This window comes from Pseudoalteromonas sp. PAST1, from assembly GCF_021532515.1.
Taxonomy (GTDB): Bacteria; Pseudomonadota; Gammaproteobacteria; order Enterobacterales; family Alteromonadaceae; genus Pseudoalteromonas; species Pseudoalteromonas simplex.
The window spans coordinates 84591-110608 of record NZ_JAKGBH010000007.1; the positions used below are offsets into that span (position 1 = coordinate 84591).

Here is a 26018-nt window from a genome sequence, read left to right on the forward strand (position 1 = left end):
GACTTTTTGTTGTAACCTAAAATGCAACAAAACGATTAAGGATGAATAATGGCGATTGCAAAAAAGCTTAAGCAAAAAACACGGCAGTTTATTGACTCAAAACATATGCTTAAATCGATTACGGTGGCATCATTTTTAGAGTCAACCATAGTGCCTATTCCTCTTGAAGCTGTGCTTATTCCGTTAATGCAAGCCCGCCGTGAAAAGCTTTGGTTAATTGCCTTAATGGCGACCATAGGTTGTATAATCGGTGCTATTTTTGGCTATGCCCTTGGCTATTATCTATTTGATGTAGTGGGCGATTGGGTGATTAATACCTTCTCAAACCCTGAGCAATTCGAGCAAGTTAAGCAAAAAATGCAGGCACAAGGCTTTTGGTTTGTATTGACGCTCGGTATTGTGCCCATCCCATTTCAAATTGCCATGCTTGCCGCTGGGGCTACTAAGTATTCGATTTTTCTATTTTTACTGGCAACGGTCATTGCGCGTTCAATTCGCTACTTTGCTCTAGCTGCCGTTGTTTATTACGCGGGTAATCAGGCTGAGCGAATTATTCAAAAGCACAAAACCAAAGCCTTAGTGGCTATTTCTGTGTTAGTACTGTTACTTTGGTGGCTAAGTACGCTCATTTAATACACTCATTTAACAAATAAAAAATACTGATTAGGGTTATCCTGTCTATACTTTTAATTAAGGAAAGCGCTTAATAAAAACAACAGGATGACCCATGAATACCCTAGTGGCTGCACTGCCTATTTTGGTGCTGATCTGGATGATGGTAAAAAGCAGCCCCATCGCCTCTTATATTGCCTTACCCATCACAGCGCTACTCGCTGCTTTACTGCAACTGTTTTTCTTTCAAGCTGATTTAAGGCTGTTGCTTGCTAATTCGTTTGCTGGTGTATTGTCTGTTATGACGCCTATTTCGATTATTGCTGGGGCTATTTTACTTAACCGCATGTTGGCAATATCAGGGGCCGAAACCACGATTAAACACTGGCTCGAATCTATTAGCAGTAATCAAGTTGCACAGTTGATGATCATCGGTTGGGCGTTTGCATTTATGCTCGAAGGTGCATCGGGATTTGGCACGCCAGCGGCCATCGCTGCGCCTATTTTGGTCGGGCTTGGTTTCTCGCCTTTTAAAGTGATTATTTTCACTCTTATTTTAAACTCGATCCCCGTATCTTTTGGTGCAGTTGGCACACCAACATGGTTTGGCTTTTCAGCGCTACAATTAGATGATGGGCAAGTGCTGGCTATTTCAAGATGGACGGCGCTTTGTCATGTGATTGCTGCTTTGGTTATTCCTATGATTGCGCTGTATCTTGTTTTACCACTAAAAAAGGTGCGTCAAAATAGCGTATTCATTTATTTAAGTGTGTTTTCATGTGTTTTGCCTTATTGGTTGTTTGCCCAGTGGAACTATGAATTTCCATCACTGATAGGTGGCGCAGTGGGTCTATTAGTCACTATCTATTTAGCCAATAAAGGAGTGGGGTTAGATAAGTCAGCTGTAAATGCACAAAACACGAAAGGCAAAGCTGAGTTCACACCCAAAGCGCTATTTTTAGCATTATTCCCGTTATTACTTTTGATTGTTGTGCTGGTGATAACCCGTATTCATCAGTTGGGCATTAAAGCATTGCTTAACGACGAAACGCTCTGGCTGAGTATTCATTTGGGCTTCGCACAATTTGAATTAAGCAAAGCGCTGATCTTATCTTTACATGAGATATTTGGCACCTCAGTGGGGTGGTCGTATAAAACCTTGTTTGTACCAGCCTTGATCCCGTTTGTATTGGTGGTGCTGATCTGCGTGCCGTTACTTAAAATGAGCAAGCCACAAGTAAAGCAAATGTGCTCCGACACCTTAGGCCGTATTGCTATGCCATGTATCGCTTTAATCGGGGCGCTGGTGATGGTGAATGTTTTAATGCAAGGCGGCCATAATGTGCCCATATTTTATATGGCGAGTACCTTTGCTGATTTAAGCGGGGAGCACTGGGTGTTATTTGCCTCGTACTTGGGGGCACTCGGCACTTTCTTTTCAGGCTCTGCAACCGTGTCTAATCTTACCTTTGGCGGTATTCAATATGGTATTGCACAGCAAGTGGGCTTGTCAGAAACCTTAGTGCTTGCGCTACAATCAATAGGGGCGGCGATGGGGAATATGATCTGCATTAGTAATATTATTGCTGTAGCCAGTATTGTTGGTGTGAATAATCAAGAAGGGCCAGTGCTTAAGAAAACCTTTTTGCCGATGCTGATTTACGGTGCAATTGTAGGATGTTTTAGTTATCTATTTTACTGATTAAACATGTTCAGATAAAAAAGGTGCCCAGATAAACCGAGCACCCTTACAGAGTAATTTATTGAATGGCTTTTTTTACTTCGCGCCAGTCAATAATCTTAAAGTTTTGCGGTGCCTGTGGCATGCGGTTGTAACCATCTTGCACAATGAGCACCCCTTCAGGGTAGCCCGGTAGTGCAGCCGGTGTGACCGTTAGGCCATCGGTTTCTGATACGCCATCTATTGCTAACTCTAGGTTATTGCTGATTGCAAATTTACCCGCAAACGCTAGGCTAGGGGTATTGCCATCAATAATTTTATAAAGCACATAGCTGTAATCACCTTGGCTAGAAACCACTAAATAGCGGGCATCTTTTGCGTGGTAGATTTCCATGCCTTCTACATCATCAACCAACAGATCGTTCACGGTTTGCAGCATTACAGGTTTATTTCCAGCTGTTGGCTCAGCGCCAATAAACCAAATACCTTCGTCTTCTTCACCTAAAAATAGCTGTGCGGTTTTATCATCAGCACTACAACCTTCTGGCTGGCTTGGAACACTAAACTCGCGCACTAGTTGTGCAGATACGTTCTTATTATCACCTGTTAGTTTGTATTGCTGAAATAGGCCTGATTTGTCATTCATAAACACATAGTTGCCTGTGTTTGATGAGTACATACACATACCGTAAATTTCGTTTAGAGTCGTTGGCAGCTCAGCAAAATGTTGCACCTGATTGTGAGTATCGACGCTGTAAACACTGATGCTGTTATGAGTACGGTTACTACCTGCAATCCAGGTATTCGTTACATTGTTGATACTGGCATGTTGGCGCACATCAACATTATTTAAACGGCCTGTTTCTAGTGCTTGTAGCTCTTTGCCTGCAAGGTCATACACCATTAAGCCACGGCGTTTATCGGTACCTAAGATCAAGCTTTTAGCTGCATTATTAGGGTTTACCCAAATTGCAGGGTCATCGGCGGCATCACCAAAAGCACGTACTGCATCGGTTTGCGCTTGTGCATTGATGTAAGTAACAGCCGCTGTTTTAGTGCTATTTTGTTGCTTGGCTTGTGCTTTAATTTGCCCATCGATTTGACCTTTTACATAATGACCTGATTCATCATCGTATAACACGATGTCAGCTTGATTATTGTTAAAGCGCACTGCGGCAGATTCAATCGCCAGTTCACCAGCAAATTGCCAGCTGCTAAAACGCTTTGTGCTATTTTCGTAGCGATGTAATTGGTTATCTTCAGAAGTGGTGAACCATAAGCTACCATCTTCTGTTGTGCTTAATCCGCCAACTTCAGGCGCTAAGCTGCCAAATGGCGACATCATAGCAAGGGGCTTTTTATCGGCGCGTGATTCAGCGTCGGCATTAATTTGCCAAATGCCTAGCTCGCCTTCACTTAAATAAAGAGTTTTACTGTTATCATCAACCGCACAGCCTGATGTTTCACTTACGCCAGCAAACTCACGTAATTCAAGGTTTAACGCGCGTTTGTTTGCCATATCAAACACCAGTGTTTCGCGGATAAGACCACGAGCGTCTGCCACAAATGCCGACACGGCTTGAGTGGTCGGGTTGGCAAATAAGCACACCGCCTCAGGTTTTGCTTTTGGTGGGCTGATACGGCTAATTTCAGTTAGCTGCCATTTAGCTGCTTTTTGTAAGCTAAAAATCACCGCTTGGTCGGCTTCGTTGTCGATGCTGGCAACAAGGTAACTGTTTTTGTCGATCGCCTTAACAGATAGCGCTTCGAAGTTACCTTTTTGTAATGCGTGCTGTTTACCAGTGGCATCAATAAGTTGTAGGCCTTGGCTTTGTGAGCTTAATAGCCAAGCGTCATCAGCAAGGGCTGCTGCTTGTGAGCCTTGCATATTTTCAGTTGTGCCAAAGGCTGTTAATTGGTTTTTACTTGGTGCCTCGTTTGCCGTTGTTTGGCTACACGCTGCTAGGGTGCTTAGCATCACTGCACTGGCAACAAGATTAAGTGGTTTTTTAAAATTCATGGGATCCCCAAATATACAACAAGGCAGCAATGCGCTGCCTTAATAACTATTATGTGTATTAAAACGCGTAGCGCAGCATTAACTGGATAACAGGGCCTGCTTCTTCAGACTCCAGTTCATACTCGTCAAAGTCGCGGTTAATTTGGTCATCAACCGTGTCGAACTTGTTGAAGGTTTCGTCTTTGCTTGCATCAAGTAGGTTTGAGCCTACTAAACGAAGCGTGACGTCTTGCCAGCGTTTTTCTACGAATACTTCAAGGTCTGCGCCGTAGTGTGTGGTTACTTCTTCACCCACGATACGACCATAAGCATCACCTTGTTTACGGTAAGTTGCACCGAACGAAGCGCCTAAATCAGGTAGGTCTTGAATAAAACCAACGTTAAACACGTAGTCAGATTGGTCGTTGAATTTACGGCTACCGAAAGTGTCATCTACTTCTGAATCAAGCCATGAGTAGTTAAAGAATACCCCTGTGTTTGGCATGCTAATAGCGCTTAGCGGCGTTGATAAATCAAGCTCGATACCTTTTACGTTGCCATCACCGGTGTTACGCGGTTGCAAAATGTAAGTACCATCACCCTCTGAGCCTTGTTGGCCTGTATTGGCTATTTCGATAAGGTCAGTGACATCGCGATAGAACACATTAATACCCACGACGCCGCTTTTACCTAAGCGATATTCATAGCCTAAGTCCATACCCCACGATGATTCTGGTTGTAGGTCTGGGTTACCTAAAAAGTCGTTATCGCCTAGCTCTTTTTCAAGTAGAGCAGGGGTGATGTAGTCAAAGTCAGGGCGACGTAAGCTACGTGCAACCGATGCACTAACACGGCCATTTTCAGAGACGTTGTAGCGTAAATGTGCCGATGGTAAGAAGAAGTCATAATCGTTTTTAGCGCTTACACCTTCTACTTTGTCAGTAATGGTTGAATCAGTTGTTTCGTAGCGCACACCTAACTCCCACGAGAAGTCTTGGTCTTCGTGCTTAACTAATGCAAATACATCTATGCGGTCTTCTTCGAGTTTATTGACACCACCAGCGGCTGCTTCAAACTCGTTATTAAAGCCTGCCAGTGACAGTGGTGTTTTGTTGAACTGATCCCAGCTAGTAAAGCTTTGTTCGCTTTCACCTTCGGCTTGATAAACAGCAGTATCGCGCTCTTTACCTTGTACAAAGGCACCGAATTGAATCGTTTTGCTCTCGCCTGCAAATAAGCTATGTTGCCATTGTAATGACCATTCTTTGTCATCAAGGTCTACGGTTTCTTCTTCTTCCTCAAACACCATAGGTAACTCAGAGGTATCGATTTCTACTTCTTGCTCGTAAACTGACTCTTCAAAGCTTGCAAAACCAAGCTTAAATTTACTGGTGCCACCAAAAAGGGGTAACTCATAACCCGAGTTGATGTTGTAGTTGGTTTGATCGATGAAAGATACATTGGCGTTATCGGTCTCAAGGTTACCGCCTTCAACAATTGAGTTATTGATTGCTGTTGGATCGTCATATTCGAATGAACGCTCATCTTCAGTACGGTCGGTATCAACCCAAATCGCGCTGATATCGAACTTGCTGCCGTCATCAAAAGCTATTTCGTAGCTGGCATTTAGCGAGGTGTCGTCACCGTCACGGGTGTCTGTTTGGTCTTCACGGTTATCGAATTCTTCGGTTTTGTAATTGGCGTTATTCTCTGGGCTGTCGCCATAGCGTAGGCTTGATTTTTGTTTTGGGTTATAACGACCTTGTAAGTTCGCACCAAGTAGTAAACGGCCGCCAGCAAACTCAGTGCCGTAAACACCAGCAAAGCTTTCTTTTAATTCGCCATCGTCATAACGCAGGCCACCTGCACGCAAGTAACCACCATCTAGGCTGTAACCGTCACGCAATACAATGTTTAGCGTGCCGGCAATGGCATCGGCAGAGCGGTTTGCACTTGAAGCACGAATAATTTCTACACGCTCAATTAGCTCGGCAGGAATACGGTCAACAAAGAATGAGCGGTCAGCACCTGCACCAGGTACTTCTTCACCGTTGATAAGCACCTTTGTGTAAGCTGGGCTTAAGCCACGCATACGTGCGCCATCAGACTCTAAAACATCCGATAAAAACGTCACACTCGGTACACGTTTTAATGCATCACCGACAGTCAGCGGTTCAAAACGTTGAAAGTATTCTTGTGAGTATTCAAGCGTCGGTGCCAGCTCTTGTGAGCGGTTGCGATAGCCGATTTCGCCATATACAACAAGCTCTTCAGAGACTTTTACTTTTTTCTCATCGCTGCTTTGTTCGTCTTGTGCGTAAGCGGCAAATTGGCATAAGGCGAGGGCGCTTACTAACGCCTTCGTTTTAAATTGTTTCATGGGGTTGCTCCTGGTTGTCCTTGGTTTGATGAGCAAAGTACGCAGCTTAAATGACGCAAATGTGACAGAAAATCGCTAACAACCAGTAAAAACAAGTGATTAGCGGGTTTTAAAAGTGCTTTTGAGCTGTAATAACCCCACCTTTTTAAGGTAAATACAGTGCTGAAGGGGTTTAACAAGGTATGACTGTCGTTTTGCTGTCACATCATTGAGCTAATATGACCCTGCTGCTTTAAGCGCTAACGAGTTAGCATGGCAGCGTGAATTATTGTTAGGTACTGAGAATGCGATATAACCCTTTTACTCATCATCGATTTTTAACCAATGCCGTTATTGCTTTGTTTGTGATTGCGTTTTTGCTAAGCGCACAAGCAGGAGAGTTAAAGCCTTTTGCCGATATTGCTTGGTTAGATATTTTAGGCGAGGGTGGCATTGTGCTAATGACCCTGACTTGGATAGCTGCGCTACTTATTTCGAGGCCGCCCGGCAAAGTCACCAGCTTTTTAGTGCTTGGGCTAGGGCTTTTTATGTTTTCAGCTTCCCTTGATTTATTTGATGAGTGGTTACATCAACCAACCAATACGTGGCTTACTTGGATTGAATCATTGCCTGCGCCGATAGGCATGATTTTCACAAGCCTTGGGCTGTATCAGTGGCACCAAGAGCAATACGTGCTTAACAGGCAACTAAAACGCCGTGAAGCTCAGCATCGTGAGCATGAATTAGTATGCTCAATAACAGGGCTGTATAAGGCTGATTACTTACAAGCTGTGTTAAAAGAGCAATTAAGTGAGCCGCAGCCATTGCAACTGGCCGCTATTGATATTCGTGGTTTTGCTGATTTTAACGCTGAATTTGGCTTTATCGAAGGCGACCGCTTACTAGGTGAAGTAAGCGAGCTTTTATTGATGAATTGTCGCCTTAGCGATGCGGTGTGCCGCTATGCAGGAGACTGCTTTATGGTGCTAATGCCAAACACCAGCGCAGTACAAGCGAAAGAGCTGGTGGCGCAAATTACCTCGGCGCTGAGCCATTGTGCATTTAAGGTCGAAGGCGAAAAACACGCTAAGTTTCAAGATGTAACAGCGGCCTTAGTGGGCAGTATGCATGGCGATACACCACAAAGTTTAAGCTCGCGTTTACACGCTAAGTTACAACAACAAAAACAACAAAGAGTCAGCCATTGTGAAGTCGTATCTTAATCAAGATGACAAATACCTCACCGCACAGGGACTGATCACCACGTTGGTGGAGCTGGCCTTAAGTCGCGGCATTGCACTGCATAAGTTACTCAGAGGCACAGGGGTGTTTGAGCAAGACTTAATGAGTGTGCAGCATCAGTTTAGTATTTCGCAGCAAGTACGCTTATTGACGCAGTTTAAGCAGTTGATGAAATCCGCCGACAGTGGCTTTTTATTAGGCAGTCAACTAGCAAACGATACCTCTGTTGCCGCCCAAGGCGTGTTACATGCAGCGCATATCGGCCAAGCTTTAAAGCAGTTACACAATTTACGCATGCAACTAGCCCCTTTGTTATTTAGTTACAGTTATGTACATAACGAGCAGTATTACATTGTGCTGCAAAATGCTGTGGGCTTGGATGATGAAATAAGCCAGTACGTAATGGAAATTTATAGCGCCGCGTTTTACCAAGTTCTTAAAAAAGTGGCGGGTGAGCGAGTACCTTGTCAGTTTGAGTTTGCCTATAAACGCGCCAGACATAGCCAAGAATACGAGCAGCATTTGGGCCTTAAAGTTGCTTTTGAAAAGCCTATAACCCGCTGGGTATTAAATAAACACGCGCTTAGGCTTACTAACCCCGCGTTTAGTAGTTTTCGGTTCTCACAAATTAACTCGCAGCTAGCGGCATTAGATTCAGCAAATAGCACTTTTGTGGAAGCCGTAAGCCGATTAATTTATCAAAATCCGGCGTTAAATTTAGACCAAGTAGCTAGCCAATTTGCCATGAGCCCTGCAACCTTCAAGCGTAAATTAAAAGCTCATGGCGTACGTTTTTCTACCTTGTATGATGAGCAAAGTAAGCGCAAAGCGATTTACCTACTTGCCATGCGCGAGCAATGCAATGAGCAAGTTGCCATGCGCTTATCATTTTATGATATTGCTAATTTCAGACGAGCGTTTAAACGCTGGACCAGGCTTACGCCAAGTCAATTGAAGGGGTAAGAAAGCCCGCTCTTATCGCTAAGAGCGAGCGTGCAGTTAAAGGGTTTCTAAAAATGCGATGAGTGCATTTTTTTCATCCTTACTGAGCTCTAACTTATGCAGTAACTCTGTTGTTTGTGGGTAGTTTGGATCATCTTTAAATTTTTTGCTCGGTTTTGGCCTTGCTCCACCTGCATTATAAAAGTTGACTATCCCCAGCAAACTTTGAAAGCCACCATGGTGCATCCAAGGCGTACTTTGTTGTAACGCTAAAAGAGAAGGGGTTCTAAACTTGCCTATATCAGCTGGGTCTTGGGTGGCATCAAAACGGCCTAAATCTTGAAGTTTTCGACCATAAAAATGCAGCCCTGTAACATGGAATTCATTGTCGCTGAGTAAAGCACCTTCATGGCAAGTCATACACCTTGCTTTGGTTCTAAAAAGATGCAAGCCTTCAAGTTGTTGATCGTTTAAAAGTGCAACCGCTTCACTAGGACTCGTTTGCGCTTTATCGATAAAGCGCGTGAATAATGATTCTGGAATATCAAAGGTACGTTCAAAGGCAACAAGCGCAAGAGCCAATAGTTCTTTATTAAGCGCTTCTTTGCCAAAGGCATTGAATATTGGGCTTTTATAGTCCTCAGCACTGTTTACTTTGTTAAGCACAAGATCAACAGAAGTGCCCATTTCTATCGGGTTTTCAATCGGCATTAATGCCTGCTCTGTCGCAGTTTTAGCCCTGCCATCCCAAAAGAAACTTTGCCAATGGTCAACACCAATAATGGCTTGGGTATTTCGGGTGCCCACTTGGCCATCAATGCCGACAGCTAGTTTTCGCCTATCTGAGAATGCTAAACGAGACTCATGACAGCTTGCGCAGCTTACCGTGTTATCTCGTGACAAACGGGTATCGTTAAATAGCTTTTCGCCTAATGTGATGATCTCATCACTTTGATTAAACGGTTTAGCTTTTAAAGGTTTGAGCGGGGCAGCTGGCACATCTTTACTGCTAATAATCGCAGGCCACTCATGCTGTGGCTTTGCGTATAACTTGCGTAATGATTGCTCTTGTGTGAAGGCGCTCGTTGTAAAAATGCCGCAAGTTAAGAGAAATAACCATTTATTCATAGTTATAAGATACCCCTAACCAAAACATTCTACCTGGTTCAATACCTGAATTTCCTTCTGTAATAGCGTGACTTCTGGCATTAAATAAGTTGCTGATATCAAGGCGAACTTCAAGAGATTGAGATTGACTAACTTGATACTCCCAACGGCTACTTAAGGCAAATATAATACGAGCGTCAAAGGTATGAGCTTCATATTTGGATATATATATATCGGTCGAACCACACGTAGCACATTCACTTCCAATGCCTATTCTTTGATCGTTACTAGACTTAATAGCGGTTGTATAACTACCGCTGTAGGTTGCTGTTAGACCAGTTGAAAAAGTATCAGTCCAGTTGGCATTCCAACCAAAGTTAGCAGTTACAGGGCGACCAAAATTCGCTTTAAGGGTATCTAACTCAGATAAGCTCATCAGCTCACCCTCATAGTAAACCAGTGTTTCAACAGGCGTGTTATCGGGTGTTGCAGTGTAGTCGCTATTGCTTTCACTGTTTTGGCTATAAGATGCATTAGCCCATATTGAATGGTCGCCAAATTTGGCATCCCAAGATAGCGAGTAACGCTCGCTTTCACCTGTACCATTATTATAAATAGTAATATATTTAAAACCGTCATTTTTTAGGTAGGTTTCTTCGTTTCTCGCTAATTGTTCTTTTTTGTTACGGTGCACATATTTTAATGCAAAGTTACCGAAATCTTCTGTCGCGTGACGAAGACCTAAGGCAATTTCATCATCGTAAGGACTTTTTACGTTGTCATAGATATAGCGGAAGTTACCTGTGTAAGAAGAAGGAAGCCAAGCTTGTAAATAACCGTTTTGAATAGGGCGATACTCACGATAAGCAAACTTTTGTTGCTCTTTAATTTTATAACCGAGTAGGCCCGCATCGTAATAACGGTTTAAACCCGCAGTCAATAGTGTATTGCCATCGTTAAATACGTCATAACCCATTGATAAGCGTGGCGCGATATTGTGATTTTTGAAAAAATCATCGTAGTCGTATCTAATACCTAAATGAAAATCAAATTGTTTCCAGGTGATCACATCGGTGGCATATAGTGCCGCTTTATTTAAGCTTACGTCTATTTGTTCACTGGGTGTGACCAAACGTGAGTTAAAATACTGAGCTGTTGTCGCTACGTTATTCGAGTAGGCAAGTAAGTGCTCTGGATTATTAAAATCGATACTGCCACCTAATTGCTCGGCAAGGGTATCTAAATCAACATAAAAATTTTGCTCAACACAATCAAGGGTATAGCCACTACAGTTTAGTTGTGCGTTGGTTGATGAGTATTGAATTGGCGAGTCATACTTATAATAGTTTTGTTGGCGGGTACGCTCATAGTTTTGATGGTTGAGTTCAGCGCCCACGCGAATTGCGTGCTCAGTATTGCCCCAACTTTTACGCTCAAGTGTTAGGGAATTTCGCCAATTAAAGCTAGTTTGCGTGTTATCAAGATTGCCATAACCGCCGTATCTTGAAACAGGAGTTGAATCAGGGCTCTGATCGGCTAATTGACCCCACTCTTTGCCTTTTGCTTGAAGCCAAGTATAAAAATGCGCAGGCCCTGTACGGTTGTTATCACTTTGGCTCATATTAAACTTACTGCTGAAGTGACCAAAGCGTGTTTCTTCACCTAAATTAGCCGTAAAACCAAAGCTTCCTCCTTCGACTTGGTAGTCACTATTAAGCACGTCTTTCAAGTATGAATCTGAAGTATAAGGGGCATACATAACGCTTAAATCGAGTGAATCAACCCAGCCATCGCGATAGCTGTATTTAAGTAATGCATTGATGTTTTCTCTACTTTCGACCTTTTGTGCTGAAAGCGAAACATCTGAGATATCACTTTTTAAATAGCTTACGCTTAGCAATAAGGCATGCTTGTCAGTCAACTCTTTTTGAATTGAAAAATCGATATTGGTTTTTTCATAGGTTGGTGGCTCAAGGGCGTCTTTGCCCTCAGCGGTGTCATCTGGCTCATCATTATCGATTATATGGTACTCCCCCCAATCACTGCGATTACCACGAATACCTAAGCTTACACGTGTTTCTCTAGAGAAAGCAGATATCGTTTCGGCATCAATCACGCCACCAGAAAAGTCGCCAAAGTCTGCTGGAATGTTGTGATCGTACACAGTAATTGACTCTACGATTTGACTGTTAATATTCATGCTTTGCACACCGCCTGACACCTCATTTTCAGAGGCGCCAATGCGGCTCGCACTGGCAGGATCAAGACGATTGTTATAGTTCATGCCATCAATCATAAAGCCTGTTTGCCAAGGCTTTGCACCCGAAATACTAATTTCAGGGGCACTAATTTCCGCAAGGTTATCAATCGAGTAGTAGTCTTCACTTAATTGCACGCCCGGCAGTAAGGCAATCAATTCGTTGATATCACCATTACCTTTTGGAGTTGCTTCAATAAAGTTTCTATCTAAATAGGCGCGACCAATTACTTCAGGTACTTCAATCCCTATGTATTGCCCTTTAATGGTAATGCGCTCTACCTCTTGATCTGAGCATTGCTTATTGTTCTTATCATTACATTGAGGATTTGTTGCTTGTTGCTTTACTTCATTAGCGTGTATAGGGGCATTAAGTAAAAGCATCAAACACGCTGATAAGTAGCGCATTTGCATGGTAAAACTCCTGAAATACAAGTGATTAGATTAAAATAGGAACAGTCAAATGACTTGTAAGGCTTCATTGCATTTTTTAAATGCTGCTTTTATTGCGCATTACACATAAAAGTAAATGATGAAAAATTACAATGCTAAACATACGAAGAGATTTCGGATGTGTTTTAAAGTTTGACTTTCTATTGAATATAAAATTTTTTTCTTAATGTTATTGAATAATAATGCGAGGCAAGGCGACCTCGCATTATTGTGATGGTGTTATTCTCCTAAAGGAGTCACATCGATACTATCTTCAATACCATCATTGTCGGCATCGTTATCAGCAATTAAGCCCGATTCAGCAATTGCTTGCTCTGATGCGCTGGATAGGAAGAAGTTAGGTTTGCCATCGTGGTCTGTATCGATACTTGCGATCGAAGATGCAGGGAAGTCATCTTTTTTAGCTACTAAGTTAGCATAAAGGGCTGTAAGTGATAGCTTATCTGCTTCTGCATTGACTGAGTGATCGATTAATTCTTTTACTGCGGCATCATTGCCAAGTCGGGCCTGAAAAGTAAGCAATGTTTCAAGGTTACTTTGAATAACTTTATCGGTTTGTAAGAGTACAAACGTATTTGCATTGGCTACGAATGGCTTTAACATTTCAATTGTTTCAGCATAAGCTGAAGCATACTGCTCGTTATTTACTTGGAATCTAGCTAATGATGAGGTGAGAGAATAGCTTTTGAATAGTCCACCACTTGTTTCGCTATTACTAAGTGTCGCGTAAAGTACTTTATCAAGTAGAGTTTTATAGTCATTAATATCAAGGTTTGATTGTTCTGATTGCAGTGTGGTTAAACTGATATCTAACCAATTTAACGCCATATCAATTAGCCCAGCTTGCACAAGGTATCCGAGTGAACTCAATCGCCATTCTATTTGTGTTTGTTTTTCTTCAATTAAGTTAATTTGAGTGTTAAGTCTTTCTGCGGTGATGGCTACCGAGTCATTCTGAGATACAAATCCAAAAATAGCTAACTGCTGATTTAAAGCATAAGCAGCAGAGGAAGTACTAAAGTTAGTGTTATTTTCTATAAAGTAAGAATCTATAACCTCAGCACAGCGTTGTGCAAAAATATTTGCTTGTTCTTCCCCACCTAAACTAAGGGTAAAGTCGACAAGGCCGCCACAACCGAATATTCCGGTGACATAATATGCGTTAGTTTCATTTAACACATACTCTTCAGAAAATAGGATGTTTGCGGCGTAATCCGTCAGAATTAGGCCAAGTTCATTTTCACCTCGAACTCGAAGAATATCAGCAGCACCTGGTTGGCCTGATGAAGTTATAAGTGTTTGATAGAAACTTTTTGCATTAGGTGTTTCGCCACTCATAAAGTATTCTTTAGCGTTTTGCACCGCATCCTCTATGGAGATACCCGCTTGTAGTTTGTTAGCTACTTCATAAGCAAAAGAAAATTCAATAGCATCATCTTTGTCATCTTGATCTGTAAGTAAAGCAAAGGCTGGGTTATTTGAAAGCTCTACATCATATAAAGCTTTAATATTTGCTGTTAACACTTCTAATGGATAGGTGTATGTCGCTAAAGTTGCTTCTGCATATGGGCTTGCAGTAAAGCTATATGTATTATCGAATCCAACAACACCATAATATGAAAGCGCTAAGTTCGTATAATATTTTGCCAAATCAACTTCATTGAGCTGTATAAAAGATTGAGCAGCCCATGCAATGTAAAGCACTCTCATACGCTCAGTTGGTTGGCCTTTGTAGTCACCTGATTTTTGAGTAAAATAACCGATTTTTTCACTTAACTCGGCCATGGCTTGGGTGACTTTTACTCCTTCATTTCTTACTGTTTCTGTGTGAGTCGCTGCGTATTGATCTTTAGAAGATTCAACGGTTTTTTTGATTGCAGATATAAATCTAATATAAGTCGCATTATATTCTTCTGTATAAACCTCATTTGCATAAAGTTTAAGTGTGTCTAACATGGCTTGAGCGTATTCGGTTTGGCCAGCTGCGTTGTATTGATTGGTTAGAGTCAGATAAAACCCCGGATCTGAGCTGCTGATGTTATCTAGGCCTTTTTCAGCAAGGTACTGATTGTAAAGAGTTGCAGCATCTTGTCTAAACGTTAAAGCCCTCTCGCTTAAACTTACTAAATCAAGAGATTTAGCTGCATCTAAATAGGCTTTTGCTTTTGTGTCTATTGCTGAAATTTTGCTGAAGTGTTCGTCTGCTTTCTCAGCAAAGCCTGCAATAAGATAACCAATAGCTAATTGTGTGTTTACTTCGTCCATGTAAACATCATCATTGATATTGTCACTAATCGCTTGTGCTTGTTTTAAATGAGAGTTATTTGAGCTGTAGTAGTAATTAAGTTTATCTTCGTTAGTCACATAGGACGGTTTTAATTCAATGGTTGCGCTGATAGGCGAGCTAATAATGCCATCGGTAAATTCGATAACAAAGCTGTCGTTAATTTCTGACAACGTATCAGCTGTGAATAGAAATTCACCCGTTTGTTCATCTAGAGTAAGGGTGCCGTTGGCAGGGGCCGTTACTAAAGAAACAGTCACAGTGTCACCGTCAACATCATTAAATACTAATGTGCCTTCAGTCGTTGTTGAGGTGGTTACAGTGATTGATTGGCTCGCCAGTGTTGGCGCATCGTTAACGTTATTAACCGTAAAAGTAAGTACTGCATCAGTACTTAAGCTGCCATCAGTGGCGGTAACGGTTACTGTGTCTTGGCCTGCAAAATCTTCTTTTGGGGTATAGCTAAAACTACCATCAGCATTTAAAGCAAATATCCCGTTACTTGCTGCAGAGCCGAGGGTATAGCTAACAGCATTATCACCTGTTGCCACAACTTGACCTGTAATAGATGTATCTTCATCTAGAGTGAACGCTGAGTTGCTGGTGAACTCAGGTGCATTATTACTATCTGAACCGCCACAGCCAGTGAGTGCAAATGCAATCACAAGTGGTAAATACTTTATTCTATTAGTCATGTTTATACCCGCATTTATTATTGGTAATTTCAAAAGGGAGGGAATGTTAACATTATAATACGAATGATAATAGATCTTAATAGCGTTTATTTGTGCATTTTTATGCAATTGTAGTGACTCAGACTTGAAAGCTTAGGTAGAAACTATGCTTTCCATCTGAGAATAATCGCATCATTGAAAATTAAAGCTAATTCATAGCAGTTATTTTTCCCGAGCTGCGTTAGACTATTGTTATTGATGTAATTAACCGAGGTCTCAAATGATTGAGTATCCTGTTGACCAACTTCCCCAGTTAATTGATGACTTGCTTCAGTGTGACACCACAACACGCAAAAATAAGTTACTTACTGATGCTAAAGAAAAGCTTTCTACAGAACATTTATCGTTATTGTTTGAAGCGCTACCTAAAGAACAACGTCTAGAGATTTGGCAATTACTCGATGAAGACACGCAACATGAAATCTTCATTAACTTAGGCGGTGATAGCTGTCGCTGGTTATTGCAAAGCTTAGATGAAGCTGAAGGTTTTAAGCTACTTGACGAAGTGAGCGTAGAAGAATTACTTGAACTCGAAGAAATTATTCCTGAGCGCTTTGTTGATTATGCACGTAAACAACTTGATGAAGTTCAAACAAAGCAGTACGACCTTGCACAGCAATATAACCCAGAGCAGTTAGGTCACTGGCTCGATTTTGATGCGCTAAAAGTATCAGAAAAACTCACCGTGGCTGGCGCACGTAAAATTTTTCAAAAAGGCTTACCGCAATACACCGAGGTGATTTATTTGGTCAGTCGCAAAGGTACATTAATTGGTGAAGTGGCAATTAATGCATTATTCAAAGCCAATGATAACGACAGCCTGCTTGATTACGCGAACCTTGATGTATCGGCTTTACATGCTGATGACGACCTATACGAAGCTGCTGAAGTGGTTATTCATAGTGAACAAATGGCGATGCCTGTTGTGAATGCCGATAACAAATTATTAGGCCGATTGTCAGTGTCATCTGCTTATGAATTGCGTCAAGAAGTGACCGACGAAGCCGCTGCAAAAGCCGGTGGTCTTCGTGAAGACGAGGATCTGTTCTCAAGTGTCACTAAGTCGGCAAAAAACCGCGGTATTTGGCTTGGTATAAACCTAGCAACGGCATTTTTAGCATCTTGGTTTATTGGTTTGTTTGGCGCAACCATAGAGCAAGTGGTTGCGCTGGCGGTACTGATGCCAGTTGTTGCCTCTATGGGTGGGATTGCAGGTAGTCAGACGTTAACGGTTATTGTACGCGGTCTAGCACTTGGTCAGGTTACCGACTCCAACCGCAAAGCACTGTTAAAGAAAGAGCTAAGAGTAGGGGCATTAAACGGCTGTGTTTGGGCCTTTGTGATTGGTGTACTCACTTATTTTTGGTTCAACGATGGTATGTTAAGTTTAACAATCACTATCGCTATTTTACTTAACTTAGTTGCCGCGTCGTTATCAGGGGTGGTGATCCCATCGATTTTAGATAAGCTTAAAATTGATCCAGCCCTTTCAGGTTCTGTGATCCTTACCACAGTCACCGATATTGTTGGTTTTGTCACTTTCCTTGGCCTGGGTAGTCTTCTTTTACTTTAAGTGGTTAATGCGCTGGCTAAGATAATTAGCCAGCTTCATTTCGATTATGCTGTTTCTTTACGGGTATTGGTTGCAATTACCTACAATTCCAATATCACGACGTTTTGCTTTGCCATCAAAGGTCCAAGTTGAATTGTTCTAACTTATACAAGTGACTATTCGAATTTATTCATTATTTAGCGTCTCTATTAAGATACTGGATTAGAACTATTGTCGGTTACATTTATTAATTTAGTTAAAAAATACTGTTATAAAGCATTAAACTTTGTTAGCTTTCTGAAGGTGTTATCACTGAGATAATTGTGGATGAAGAAAAAGTTAGCCATGTTATTGCTGGGGTTATCTAGTTTTAATGCCTCAGCCTCTGAAAACTTTAGTGATCATGAGATGTTTTGTGAGCGGCAATCGCAAATTAGTTGTCTAGATTACATTAATCAGCAGCTTGCCAGCAGCGAGATTGGCTCTGCGCGTTGGTATGAGATTAAATCGTATCAGTTAGATTACTTCTACGACAAAATGGAATTTCAAGCTTTAAAGGAAAGCGCTGAGCCTTTTATTACAAGTGAAGAATTGCCAGTCGTCTTTCAAGTACAAGTTTACTTTTATTACGCAAAATCAACACACTATTTAGGTGACTCAGAAACTGGTCATAAATATGCGACGAAAGCGTTTGAAAAGCTACAAGCTATTTTTGATTCGTTTGGTAATCCGATGCGTATGGTCGAACTGGCCAATTTGCAATTTGTGTTTGGTAATAAAGAAACAGCGTTGCAAATTCTTGATAGGGCAGAGCGCCGTTTTGGCAAAAGCAAAGACCCCATTTTTCATTTTGAATTAGCGTCGAATAAAGCGAATGTTTTTCATTCATTAGGGGATATAGATGGTGCACTTGTAAACCGACAAATTGCAGCTGATTGGATTTTAAAAACTAATCATAATCGTAAGATTTCTGTAGCATTAGGTAACTTAGCCCGTACTCATCAACTTCTTGCTGATTATGTGAAAGCTGATCATGTTTATGTGCAGTCACTCAAATTCATGGACACGGACTCAGATCGCAACGCAGTTGCTATTTATAAATTACGCCTTGCTGAAATCAATTGGCAAGCTGGCAAGCCAGCACAGGCTTTAAAGTGGTTTAAACAAGTGCATAAAGAAGACATTCGTCAATCACATGCGAAACTTTATGCACATCTTAGTAATGTGCTTTAGATAGTGTAAAAACACCCAGATTTTTCATCTTCACCTGGCGCTAAAATTTGTAGATGGGTTGAATCGCCTTGCTCCATCAAAGGTTTCATAGTTTTATCAAACTGCTTAGCGGCATGTTCAATTAACTTTGCTTGCTGCTCTAGCGCTTTAAAATCGGCATCATGAGCAGCCATCAGTTTATTGAGCTCTGTAGCCAACTTATCTTGCTCTTTTAATAAGCTTTTATTAATTCGCAGGTGATTCTCGTTTTCAATAACAGCTTTTTCGGCGATCGCTTCTATTTGCTCAGAGTACTCAGTCACTTGTTGTTCTATGTTGCTAATTGGTTGCTCTAGCGCTTCTAGTTTTACTTGCTCATGTTTAAGCTCTAGGTATGCAGCAATCTGTTCGTTATTGAGGGTAATTTCGCTCACCTTTTTACAGTCTTTAAAAGTGATAACGCGATAATCACCTTGGTCGTTCGCTGTACTGGCATTAGAGAGGCCGATACAAGCGGTAGTGGCAGCAATTAAGAGTGCGCTTGCGCTGATGCGTACTAAATTCATAATGATATCCTACAGGGTTATGTTATTTAGTTAGTCGTCGCAAGTATGAAAAAGGTTGTTTAAGTTTTAAATTTATATCCCACACCATAAATTGACTCAATGTAATGACTATTAGGGTCGGCTTGTGTCAGCTTTTTACGCAAGTTTTTAATGTGTGAATCAATACTACGCTCGTAGCTCTCAAAGTACTTCCCTTGGGTCATGGTTAATAAATCTTGGCGTGAAAAAACCTTATTGGGTGAGGCAATTAATATTTTTAATAAGCTAAATTCATTAATTGTTAGTTTTAGCTCTGCATTATTTACCAGTACTTTGTATTCGCTCGGATCAACAATAATATTGCCCGCTTTGAGCGTATTTGGTGCGGTAGTTGGCATTCGGCGGCGCTTTAAAATAGCCTTTACACGTGCCATTAACTCTTTTGGTTTAAATGGTTTAGTAACATAGTCATCGGCACCGACATCAAAACCAATTAAGTGGTCAATTTCTTCAACCCGTGCCGTAAGCATAATAATAGGCACATCACTGTATTGTCTTATCTTGCTACACAGCTCGATGCCGTTAGTGCCTGGCAACATGATATCGAGAATAATGAGGTCAGGGTTTAGCTCATTAACAGCATCAAGTGCGCAGGTGCCATCGTGAATTAAGCTTGTTTTAAACCCTTCCAGATATAAATATTTTTCTATTAGTTCGGCAATTTTAACTTCGTCTTCAATAACGAGAATATGCTGTTTTGCTAAGGTTTCTGACATATTATTACGCCTCTGCAAGCGGGAGTTTTAACGTTATACACAGACCGCCTAAACGGCTTTTAGTTGCATCTATGCTTCCATGGTGAGCTTCAATAATTGTTTGGCAAATCGCCAAGCCTAGGCCAAAACCGCCGGTTTTTCTGTTGCGAGAGCTATCGGTGCGATATAAACGATCAAACAGTTTTTCAAGGGCTTCATCGGGGACACCGGGGCCAGAATCTTCTATCGACAAAAATACATGATGCTTAGACACGGTTAAATCTAACCAGACTTTTTGCTGTTCATCGGTATAGCGTAAATTATTTTCTAAAATGTTTTGTAGTACTTGTGTAATACGATTCTGATCAGCCAAAATTATTACGGGTTGCTCAGATAAGGTGGCATTGAGGGTGATGTTTTTTGATTGAAATTTAAAGGCATATTTATGCGCTTGTAAAGTTACTAAGGTATTAAAATCAATCTCTTCCATCTGGTAGTTGAAGCTGTATCTGTCAAGTGTGCTGACTTTATGTAAGTCGTTCACAAGTCGACTTAACAGCGCCACTTCTTCTTGTAGTGAACTTATCGCTTTTTGGTTGGACTCGATAATGCCATCGTTAATTGCTTCAAGTTCGCCCTCTAAAATAGTTAAAGGCGTACGCAGTTCATGAGAAATATCCATAATCCATTGACTTTGCTGCGATTCAAAACGCCTAAGCTCTGTGGCAATACGGTTGAAATCTTCTGCTAAGGTGGCGAATTCATCGCTACTATTTACTGTAATTTTGGTCTCAAACTCGCGCTCAGCAAGGGCTTTTGCACCTTCTTTTAGTTGTGAAATAGGATTAGTAAAATGATGTGCGAGTAAGTAACTAAACAATAAAGCAATTAATAAACCAATCCCCGCTGTCCACAAACTGATATTAATTTGTGTATTAAGGTAATGCTGAGTAAGCGCGCTGACATGGTTACCGTTAGCATGCAACTGCAGCACTGCAACAACGGCACCATTGTGAGTGATTTCTTGCTCGTTCACGACCTCAGTATCGGTATTGCCTGCAATCAATATTTTGCCTTTTGCATCAAGCAAGCTGAGGCGTTTTTCAAAAGGCATAAAGTCATCAGCCATCGGTTTATTGCGAGGTGGTGGCATTCCCTCATTTTGCATGTGCTTTTGAGGGGGGCCTTCTAGTGAGAAAGGTCTGGGCTCTCTTGGTTTTGGTCTGTTCGGCGAAAACAATAAACGGCTTGAGTGAAAATTGCGGTTAATTAGCTCATACCACAGAGCTTTAGAGTCGATAAACATACCAATCGAACCCGTTTGCTGATACTGCTGGCTAATTTCAGTGGCTATAAGGTTAAATGCTTCGTTGTCTATATCCTCAAATACATTATTGAGCATACGCTTATTAGTTATTGCATTAAGACCAAACATGGTCAGTACCAGCAGTAACGTAATAATAAGATTGGTAATTAAGAGTTTGTGAATTAACTTCATAGGTATCATAGTAAAATGTAATAGCCAAAATTGAATATACTATAAATGTCTATTTTTTGGCATGTGCATCCTAATCACTCTATAAAAGCACCACTTTTTCTACACAAAGTCTCTACATTTGTTCTTTATACTCGACGCTAATTATTCAAGTTAACGAAGGGGCACAAGGTGACTTTAAAACCTGAACTATATACTCGTAGAAAAATGCTAAAAACATTAGGGGTTTCTCTTGCTACTGTGCCTATGTTGGCATTTTTAGGCTGTAACTCAGACACAATATCGTCAACGGACACAACCTCAGACACCGACACATCAACGGGCACAGGCACCAGCACTGATACAGGCGATACAACAACCACGAACGACAGTGAATATGTATCGGGCACAACAGCGCTTATTACTGATGACTTTCCGGATGACAGTATTTTTGAAACATCCACCGCATGTGTGTTAGCACTAACTAAAGCAACAACAGAAGGCCCCTGTTACTTCCAAGCTGATTCAGACGAAGATATTTCGGATGGCTTAACTGGTTTGCCTATGATGCTTTGTTTACAGTTAATTGATAGTGACTGTAACCCACTAGCAAATTACGAAATATCGGTTTGGCACTGTGATACCCGCGGTATTTACTCGGGTGATACAAGTAGTAGTTCTGATAGCTCACGTTTTGCGGGTGATTTCTGTACTGATGGCGATACCGAAGCTGAGGCAAGCACCTGGTACCGAGGTTCATTGATCACAGATAGTAGTGGTCGTGTGAACTTTAAAACGCATTTTCCAGGTTGGTATTCGGGGCGAACTATTCATATTCATTTTAAAGTGTCGAACAACAATAACGACTATGTAATTAGTCAGTTTTGTTTTACAGATGCGTTCGCTAAAGAAATTTGTACTACTCACAGCGAGTACAAATCACGAGGTGAACAAGATACAACCCTTGCTAGCAACGATAATGTGTTTGGTAGTGATTATGAGCAGTTTATTTTAAATACAGCACAAAATAGTGATGGCACTTTATTGGCGTATCACACTATTCAAATTAGTTAATTTATTCACTCATCATTGTAGGTTAGGGCGTGTTAGCAATTACTGCTTTCACGCCCTATTTTTTAAAAGCTATAAGTGATGTTACCGTAAACAAAACGACCATCTAAACTGTATGGCGTAAATGCACTGTAGGTAAAGATTTGATTGAAATCACTATAACCGATATTGCTTACAGTATCTTGAGGGTACTGATCAAATAGGTTATTAGCGCCTAATGCAAATTTCCACTGCTCATCGGGACGATAAGCTACCTCTAAGTCAGTGATCCATTTAGCATCAATAATTTCATCACCTTCAGGCGTACTTGAAGTGTCAACGACTTCGCCATAACGGGTTGCACGTAATGTGGTCTGAAAGTTTTCATAATCCCATGTTGCAGATAGGTTCCACTTATCAGCAGGAGTGCCTTCTTCAAAGCGAGTGATTTCACGGCGTGCGAAGTATTGATAGTTATCACCTAGTGCTTCAAGTTCTGCTGGGTTTTCTTTAACGTGTGTGACTTCTGTGTCGTTAAAGTTAACCGCAGCACTTAAGCGTAAATCACCATAGTTTTCTAAACCTAATGAGTAGGTAGCTACAATATCAACACCTTGCGTACGTGAATCAATAGCGTTTGTAAAATATCGAACGCTTTGAGTGTTTTGTTCACCAGCTGCAGCTAGAATCGCTTCAACTTCGGGACCACTTAAGTTTTCAGACAATACGATACGGTCGTCAATTTCAATGCGATATGCGTCAAGCGTCAGGCTAAAACCGCCTTGCGTAAAGATAAAACCCGCCGTCATATTAACTGATTCTTCAGCATCAAGTTTGCGTGCCCCTAGAGCTTGGGCTGCAGGTTCATCAACTGGGAATAAACCGACCTCACTTGGAATACCGTTTTCAAATACAGTACTTACTGATTTATAAGAAGTTTGTGCAAGTGAAGGCGCTCTAAAACCTGTGCTAATAGCACCGCGTAACGACAATGACTCGTTAATGCTGTAGCGCGTAGCTAGTTTAGAGGTAAAAGTGCTGCCAAAATCGCTGTAATCTTCAAAACGACCAGCCAACACTAGATTCCAATCTGTTGTTAGGTAAGTATCAAACTCAGCAAATACCGCAATGTTATGGCGGCTTTCGTCAGTTGCACTTTCTGGAGAGAAACCAGCTAACACTTGTGCGCCACCAGCAGCAACAGGGTTGCCATCGTCATCCAATACGGTGATGTATGAAGCCTCTTCACCTGCTTTGATTTGATAATTTTCGTGACGATACTCAGCGCCCACGGTAACAAACACATCATCAGGTAAACCAAGGTCAAGAGTATTGCTGGCATCCATGTTAATTAAGTATTGCTCATAGACAAGGGCGCCGTTATCAAATTCAGTTGGGCTGCTAACACCCATCGACGTATTTAAGCTATTACTGACCCCTAAGCCGAAATCGTTGCGACCATAATTGGTACTTACATCCCATGTCCAGTCATTGGTTTCGCCGTTAACTCCGATCGCAAATGAATAGTCATCAACATCTGTATCTATTTCAGGTAAGAAGCCGTTAGGGTATACTTCGGTTAAGTTACGAGAGTCTTTGGCACGGCGATAAAAGCCTGCCGAATTACCTTTACGGTTTGAGTAACTAGCAAACGAGTAAAGTGATAGCGAGTTATCAAACTCGTAACCTAGATTATAAAAAAGTGCATAGTCTTCGATATCGGCTTTACCAAAACGATGATTGTAACGGTCGAAATCAAATTCACGTGAGTCTAGGTTGCCATTATCATCACGACTGTATTGCTCGCGTTGATCAATTCCCGAGCGGTTTGTTGGCTCGTTATTGCGAGATTCGATAGAGATGTTTATAAAGCCGTTATCACCTAAAGCGAAACCGGCATTCGCGCTTGCTGTTCGCGAAATACCATCGTTTAATTTACGATCACTGCCTTTTGCAAAGCTCAAGTTACCATCGTTATCAGCGCTTGTGCTTAGTAGTTGCGGCGAGCCTGCCATTTGTGTGTCGTATTCACCGTAAGTGTAGCTAACGCTACCGCCTTCATCGGCATCTTTTAATACAATGTTGATCACACCGGCAATCGCGTCAGAACCGTATTGAGCTGCAGCGCCATCACGTAGAATTTCAACACGCTTAATCGCAGAAGTAGGAATATTGTTTAAATCAACGGCCGTCGAGCCACGACCCACTGTGCCACCTAAATTTAATAGTGCACCTGCATGGCGACGTTTACCGTTTACTAATACCAGAGTGTGATCAGGAGCAAGGCCACGTAAAACGGCTGGTTTTGCATGATCAGTACCATCGGCAAGAGTGGCGCTAGGGTAATTAAAACTTGGTAACTGTGAAGCAAGTACTTGGCTAATTTCAAGCTGACCAGTACTTGCTAAGTCGCGGCTTGTTAGTAGATCAACTGGCACTGTACTTTCAGAAAGGCTACGTAAACTCCTACGTGTACCTGTAACAGAGATAACCTCAATATCTTTTGCTGTATCTTCTGTATTTTGCTCAGCAGCGATTGCAGTCGCTGATGCAGCTAACGTACTTGCGATTGCAAGTTGCAAAGGTAATTTTTTGAATAATGTCATTATTGTTCCCATCTGACTTATCTAACTGAATTTAGTCTATAATACGAAACGGGAACAAACAAATAACATTAAAATATAGTATATGTGTTACTTATGATTGTTGTTGAATTTATGTTTTTATTGTTACTGTTATGTTTACGCGCTAATGCTTATTTTATTTCTGCCCTCTGTTTTTGCTCGGTATAAAGCAGTATCTGCAGCGCAAATTAATGCTTCTGAAGTACGATATTGATTATTGAACTCGCAAGCAATTCCTTGGCTTACACTTATTCTAAAATCACTCGGTAATCCTATGTCAGTAAATGGCATGTTATTTATTTTTATTTGAATATGTTTAGCAATAGCGGCGACTGTGTCTTTTTGACAACGGGGTAATATAATAGCAAATTCTTCACCGCCATAACGGGCTGCTAAACAATCGCGAGAAGGGAGTGACTCTGCTATTATACTTGCTACTTTTTGTAAGCATTTATCGCCTTTTACATGACCGAATCGGTCATTGAATAATTTAAAGTAATCAATGTCGATTAATATAGTGCTAATAGCCTGATTGGTTTGTACGCTTTCTTGCCAATGCTCTTTTAATGACTCTTCAAGGGTTAATCTATTTGCAAGGCCGGTTAAATGGTCAGTGGTAGCCTGTTTAATTAAGCGGTTATATTGTTCTTTGTGTGATGATAAATCGTGTAATACACAAATAAATAAATTTTCTGCAACGGCAATGTTTTTTGGCAGGCTCGATATACATAAATCCGCCTCAAGGGTTTTACTGTCGGCACGGTTTATTTTAACTTCGTTTGGCCCAAGGCTTATCGGCGAGTCTTTATGGTCTAACCAGCTAAGTAGGGTATACATGTATTTATCACGGTCGGTGTCGTGTAGGTAATGCAAAATGTTTTGCCCGATTAACGCTTCTTGGTTGTCACCTAAAAGCTGTGCCGCCATCGGGTTTGCAAATTCAAACGTGCCTTGGCCATTAATGATAAACACTCCCTCAGGAATGTTCTGAAACATTTGGGCAATCAGTGTAAGTTGCTCTGAATTGATAGACTGCGGTAGTCCGTTTTTCGCTTCTGGTTTAGCAGTGCTTGGTTGTTCATTTTTATTAGTAGACACGTTCGTTTCCTTTTTGCCGATGCAAACGATTTTGGTGT

At 41.4% G+C, this 26018-nt stretch carries 17 protein-coding genes; 7 read left to right on the plus strand and 10 right to left on the minus strand.

Features of this window, described 5'->3' with window-relative positions; all coding sequences use genetic code 11:
* The first annotated feature begins 48 nt into the window (after positions 1-48).
* Positions 49-633: a YqaA family protein gene (locus L1272_RS05135; RefSeq protein ID WP_054551838.1), complete on the plus strand. Its 585-nt coding sequence runs from the start codon at positions 49-51 to the stop codon at positions 631-633.
* Positions 634-727: 94 nt separating this feature from the next.
* Entirely contained in the window at positions 728-2314 is a 1587-nt protein-coding gene (locus L1272_RS05140) for an L-lactate permease (protein ID WP_235372888.1), read from the plus strand.
* Positions 2315-2372: 58 nt separating this feature from the next.
* Here L1272_RS05140 and L1272_RS05145 read toward each other — a convergent pair whose 3' ends face one another.
* Positions 2373-4313: a phytase gene (locus L1272_RS05145; protein ID WP_235372890.1), complete on the minus strand. Its 1941-nt coding sequence runs from the start codon at positions 4311-4313 to the stop codon at positions 2373-2375.
* Between the two features lie 58 nt (positions 4314-4371).
* Entirely contained in the window at positions 4372-6672 is a 2301-nt protein-coding gene (locus tag L1272_RS05150) for a TonB-dependent receptor plug domain-containing protein (RefSeq protein WP_235372892.1), read from the minus strand.
* Positions 6673-6956: 284 nt separating this feature from the next.
* On the opposite strand from L1272_RS05150, the gene L1272_RS05155 reads away from it, so the two are divergent.
* Entirely contained in the window at positions 6957-7874 is a 918-nt protein-coding gene (locus L1272_RS05155) for a GGDEF domain-containing protein (RefSeq protein WP_235372893.1), read from the plus strand.
* Positions 7858-8856 (plus strand): helix-turn-helix transcriptional regulator, encoded by a 999-nt coding sequence (locus L1272_RS05160; protein WP_235372895.1) that lies wholly within the window; start codon positions 7858-7860, stop codon positions 8854-8856. Before L1272_RS05155 ends, L1272_RS05160 begins: the two co-directional genes overlap by 17 nt.
* A 36-nt stretch (positions 8857-8892) precedes the next feature.
* Here the strand turns inward: L1272_RS05160 and L1272_RS05165 are convergent, their stop codons facing one another.
* From L1272_RS05165 to L1272_RS05175, 3 genes are all read right to left on the minus strand, one after another.
* Positions 8893-9963, minus strand: a complete 1071-nt coding sequence (locus L1272_RS05165; protein WP_194442730.1) for a cytochrome-c peroxidase — start codon at positions 9961-9963, stop codon at positions 8893-8895.
* Complete coding sequence (locus L1272_RS05170; protein WP_235372896.1) at positions 9956-12613, minus strand: TonB-dependent receptor plug domain-containing protein; 2658 nt, start codon at positions 12611-12613, stop codon at positions 9956-9958. Before L1272_RS05170 ends, L1272_RS05165 begins: the two co-directional genes overlap by 8 nt.
* Positions 12614-12871: 258 nt before the next feature.
* Positions 12872-15631, minus strand: a complete 2760-nt coding sequence (locus tag L1272_RS05175) for a cadherin-like domain-containing protein (protein ID WP_138599933.1) — start codon at positions 15629-15631, stop codon at positions 12872-12874.
* A 259-nt stretch (positions 15632-15890) separates the two neighbouring features.
* On the opposite strand from L1272_RS05175, the gene L1272_RS05180 reads away from it, so the two are divergent.
* Entirely contained in the window at positions 15891-17243 is a 1353-nt protein-coding gene (locus tag L1272_RS05180) for a magnesium transporter (RefSeq protein WP_138619557.1), read from the plus strand.
* Positions 17244-17549: 306 nt separating this feature from the next.
* Entirely contained in the window at positions 17550-18455 is a 906-nt protein-coding gene (locus L1272_RS05185; RefSeq protein ID WP_054551828.1) for a tetratricopeptide repeat protein, read from the plus strand.
* Here the strand turns inward: L1272_RS05185 and L1272_RS05190 are convergent.
* The 3 genes from L1272_RS05190 to L1272_RS05200 are packed head-to-tail and all read right to left on the minus strand — an operon-like array spanning position 18452 to position 21232.
* Positions 18452-19000: a hypothetical protein gene (locus tag L1272_RS05190; protein ID WP_235372897.1), complete on the minus strand. Its 549-nt coding sequence runs from the start codon at positions 18998-19000 to the stop codon at positions 18452-18454. The genes L1272_RS05185 and L1272_RS05190 overlap by 4 nt on opposite strands.
* Before the next feature lie 59 nt (positions 19001-19059).
* Positions 19060-19755: a response regulator transcription factor gene (locus tag L1272_RS05195; RefSeq protein ID WP_166339112.1), complete on the minus strand. Its 696-nt coding sequence runs from the start codon at positions 19753-19755 to the stop codon at positions 19060-19062.
* 4 nt (positions 19756-19759) lie between these two features.
* Positions 19760-21232: an ATP-binding protein gene (locus tag L1272_RS05200; protein ID WP_235372898.1), complete on the minus strand. Its 1473-nt coding sequence runs from the start codon at positions 21230-21232 to the stop codon at positions 19760-19762.
* A 168-nt stretch (positions 21233-21400) separates the two neighbouring features.
* Between L1272_RS05200 and L1272_RS05205 the strand changes: the two genes are divergently transcribed.
* Entirely contained in the window at positions 21401-22282 is an 882-nt protein-coding gene (locus L1272_RS05205; RefSeq protein WP_235372899.1) for a dioxygenase family protein, read from the plus strand.
* Between the two features lie 62 nt (positions 22283-22344).
* On the opposite strand, the gene L1272_RS05210 is transcribed toward L1272_RS05205, so the two are convergent.
* On the minus strand, positions 22345-24864 hold the full coding sequence (locus tag L1272_RS05210) for a TonB-dependent receptor plug domain-containing protein (protein WP_187489926.1): 2520 nt from the start codon (positions 24862-24864) through the stop codon (positions 22345-22347).
* A gap of 135 nt (positions 24865-24999) precedes the next feature.
* On the minus strand, positions 25000-25980 hold the full coding sequence (locus tag L1272_RS05215; RefSeq protein WP_235372900.1) for a GGDEF domain-containing protein: 981 nt from the start codon (positions 25978-25980) through the stop codon (positions 25000-25002).
* Between the last annotated feature and the right edge of the window lie 38 nt (positions 25981-26018).

Bases quoted from the DNA above. Each gene is read 5' to 3' on its own strand.
- L1272_RS05200 (WP_235372898.1), bottom strand. From the start codon at position 21,232: ATGAAGTTAATTCACAAACTCTTAATTACCAATCTTATTATTACGTTA.
- L1272_RS05180 (WP_138619557.1), top strand. From the start codon at position 15,891: ATGATTGAGTATCCTGTTGACCAACTTCCCCAGTTAATTGATGACTTG.
- L1272_RS05185 (WP_054551828.1), top strand. From the start codon at position 17,550: ATGAAGAAAAAGTTAGCCATGTTATTGCTGGGGTTATCTAGTTTTAAT.
- L1272_RS05145 (WP_235372890.1), bottom strand. From the start codon at position 4,313: ATGAATTTTAAAAAACCACTTAATCTTGTTGCCAGTGCAGTGATGCTA.
- L1272_RS05210 (WP_187489926.1), bottom strand. From the start codon at position 24,864: ATGACATTATTCAAAAAATTACCTTTGCAACTTGCAATCGCAAGTACG.
- L1272_RS05190 (WP_235372897.1), bottom strand. From the start codon at position 19,000: ATGAATTTAGTACGCATCAGCGCAAGCGCACTCTTAATTGCTGCCACT.
- L1272_RS05195 (WP_166339112.1), bottom strand. From the start codon at position 19,755: ATGTCAGAAACCTTAGCAAAACAGCATATTCTCGTTATTGAAGACGAA.
- L1272_RS05170 (WP_235372896.1), bottom strand. From the start codon at position 12,613: ATGCAAATGCGCTACTTATCAGCGTGTTTGATGCTTTTACTTAATGCC.
- L1272_RS05155 (WP_235372893.1), top strand. From the start codon at position 6,957: ATGCGATATAACCCTTTTACTCATCATCGATTTTTAACCAATGCCGTT.
- L1272_RS05135 (WP_054551838.1), top strand. From the start codon at position 49: ATGGCGATTGCAAAAAAGCTTAAGCAAAAAACACGGCAGTTTATTGAC.
- L1272_RS05175 (WP_138599933.1), bottom strand. From the start codon at position 15,631: ATGACTAATAGAATAAAGTATTTACCACTTGTGATTGCATTTGCACTC.
- L1272_RS05150 (WP_235372892.1), bottom strand. From the start codon at position 6,672: ATGAAACAATTTAAAACGAAGGCGTTAGTAAGCGCCCTCGCCTTATGC.
- L1272_RS05140 (WP_235372888.1), top strand. From the start codon at position 728: ATGAATACCCTAGTGGCTGCACTGCCTATTTTGGTGCTGATCTGGATG.
- L1272_RS05165 (WP_194442730.1), bottom strand. From the start codon at position 9,963: ATGAATAAATGGTTATTTCTCTTAACTTGCGGCATTTTTACAACGAGC.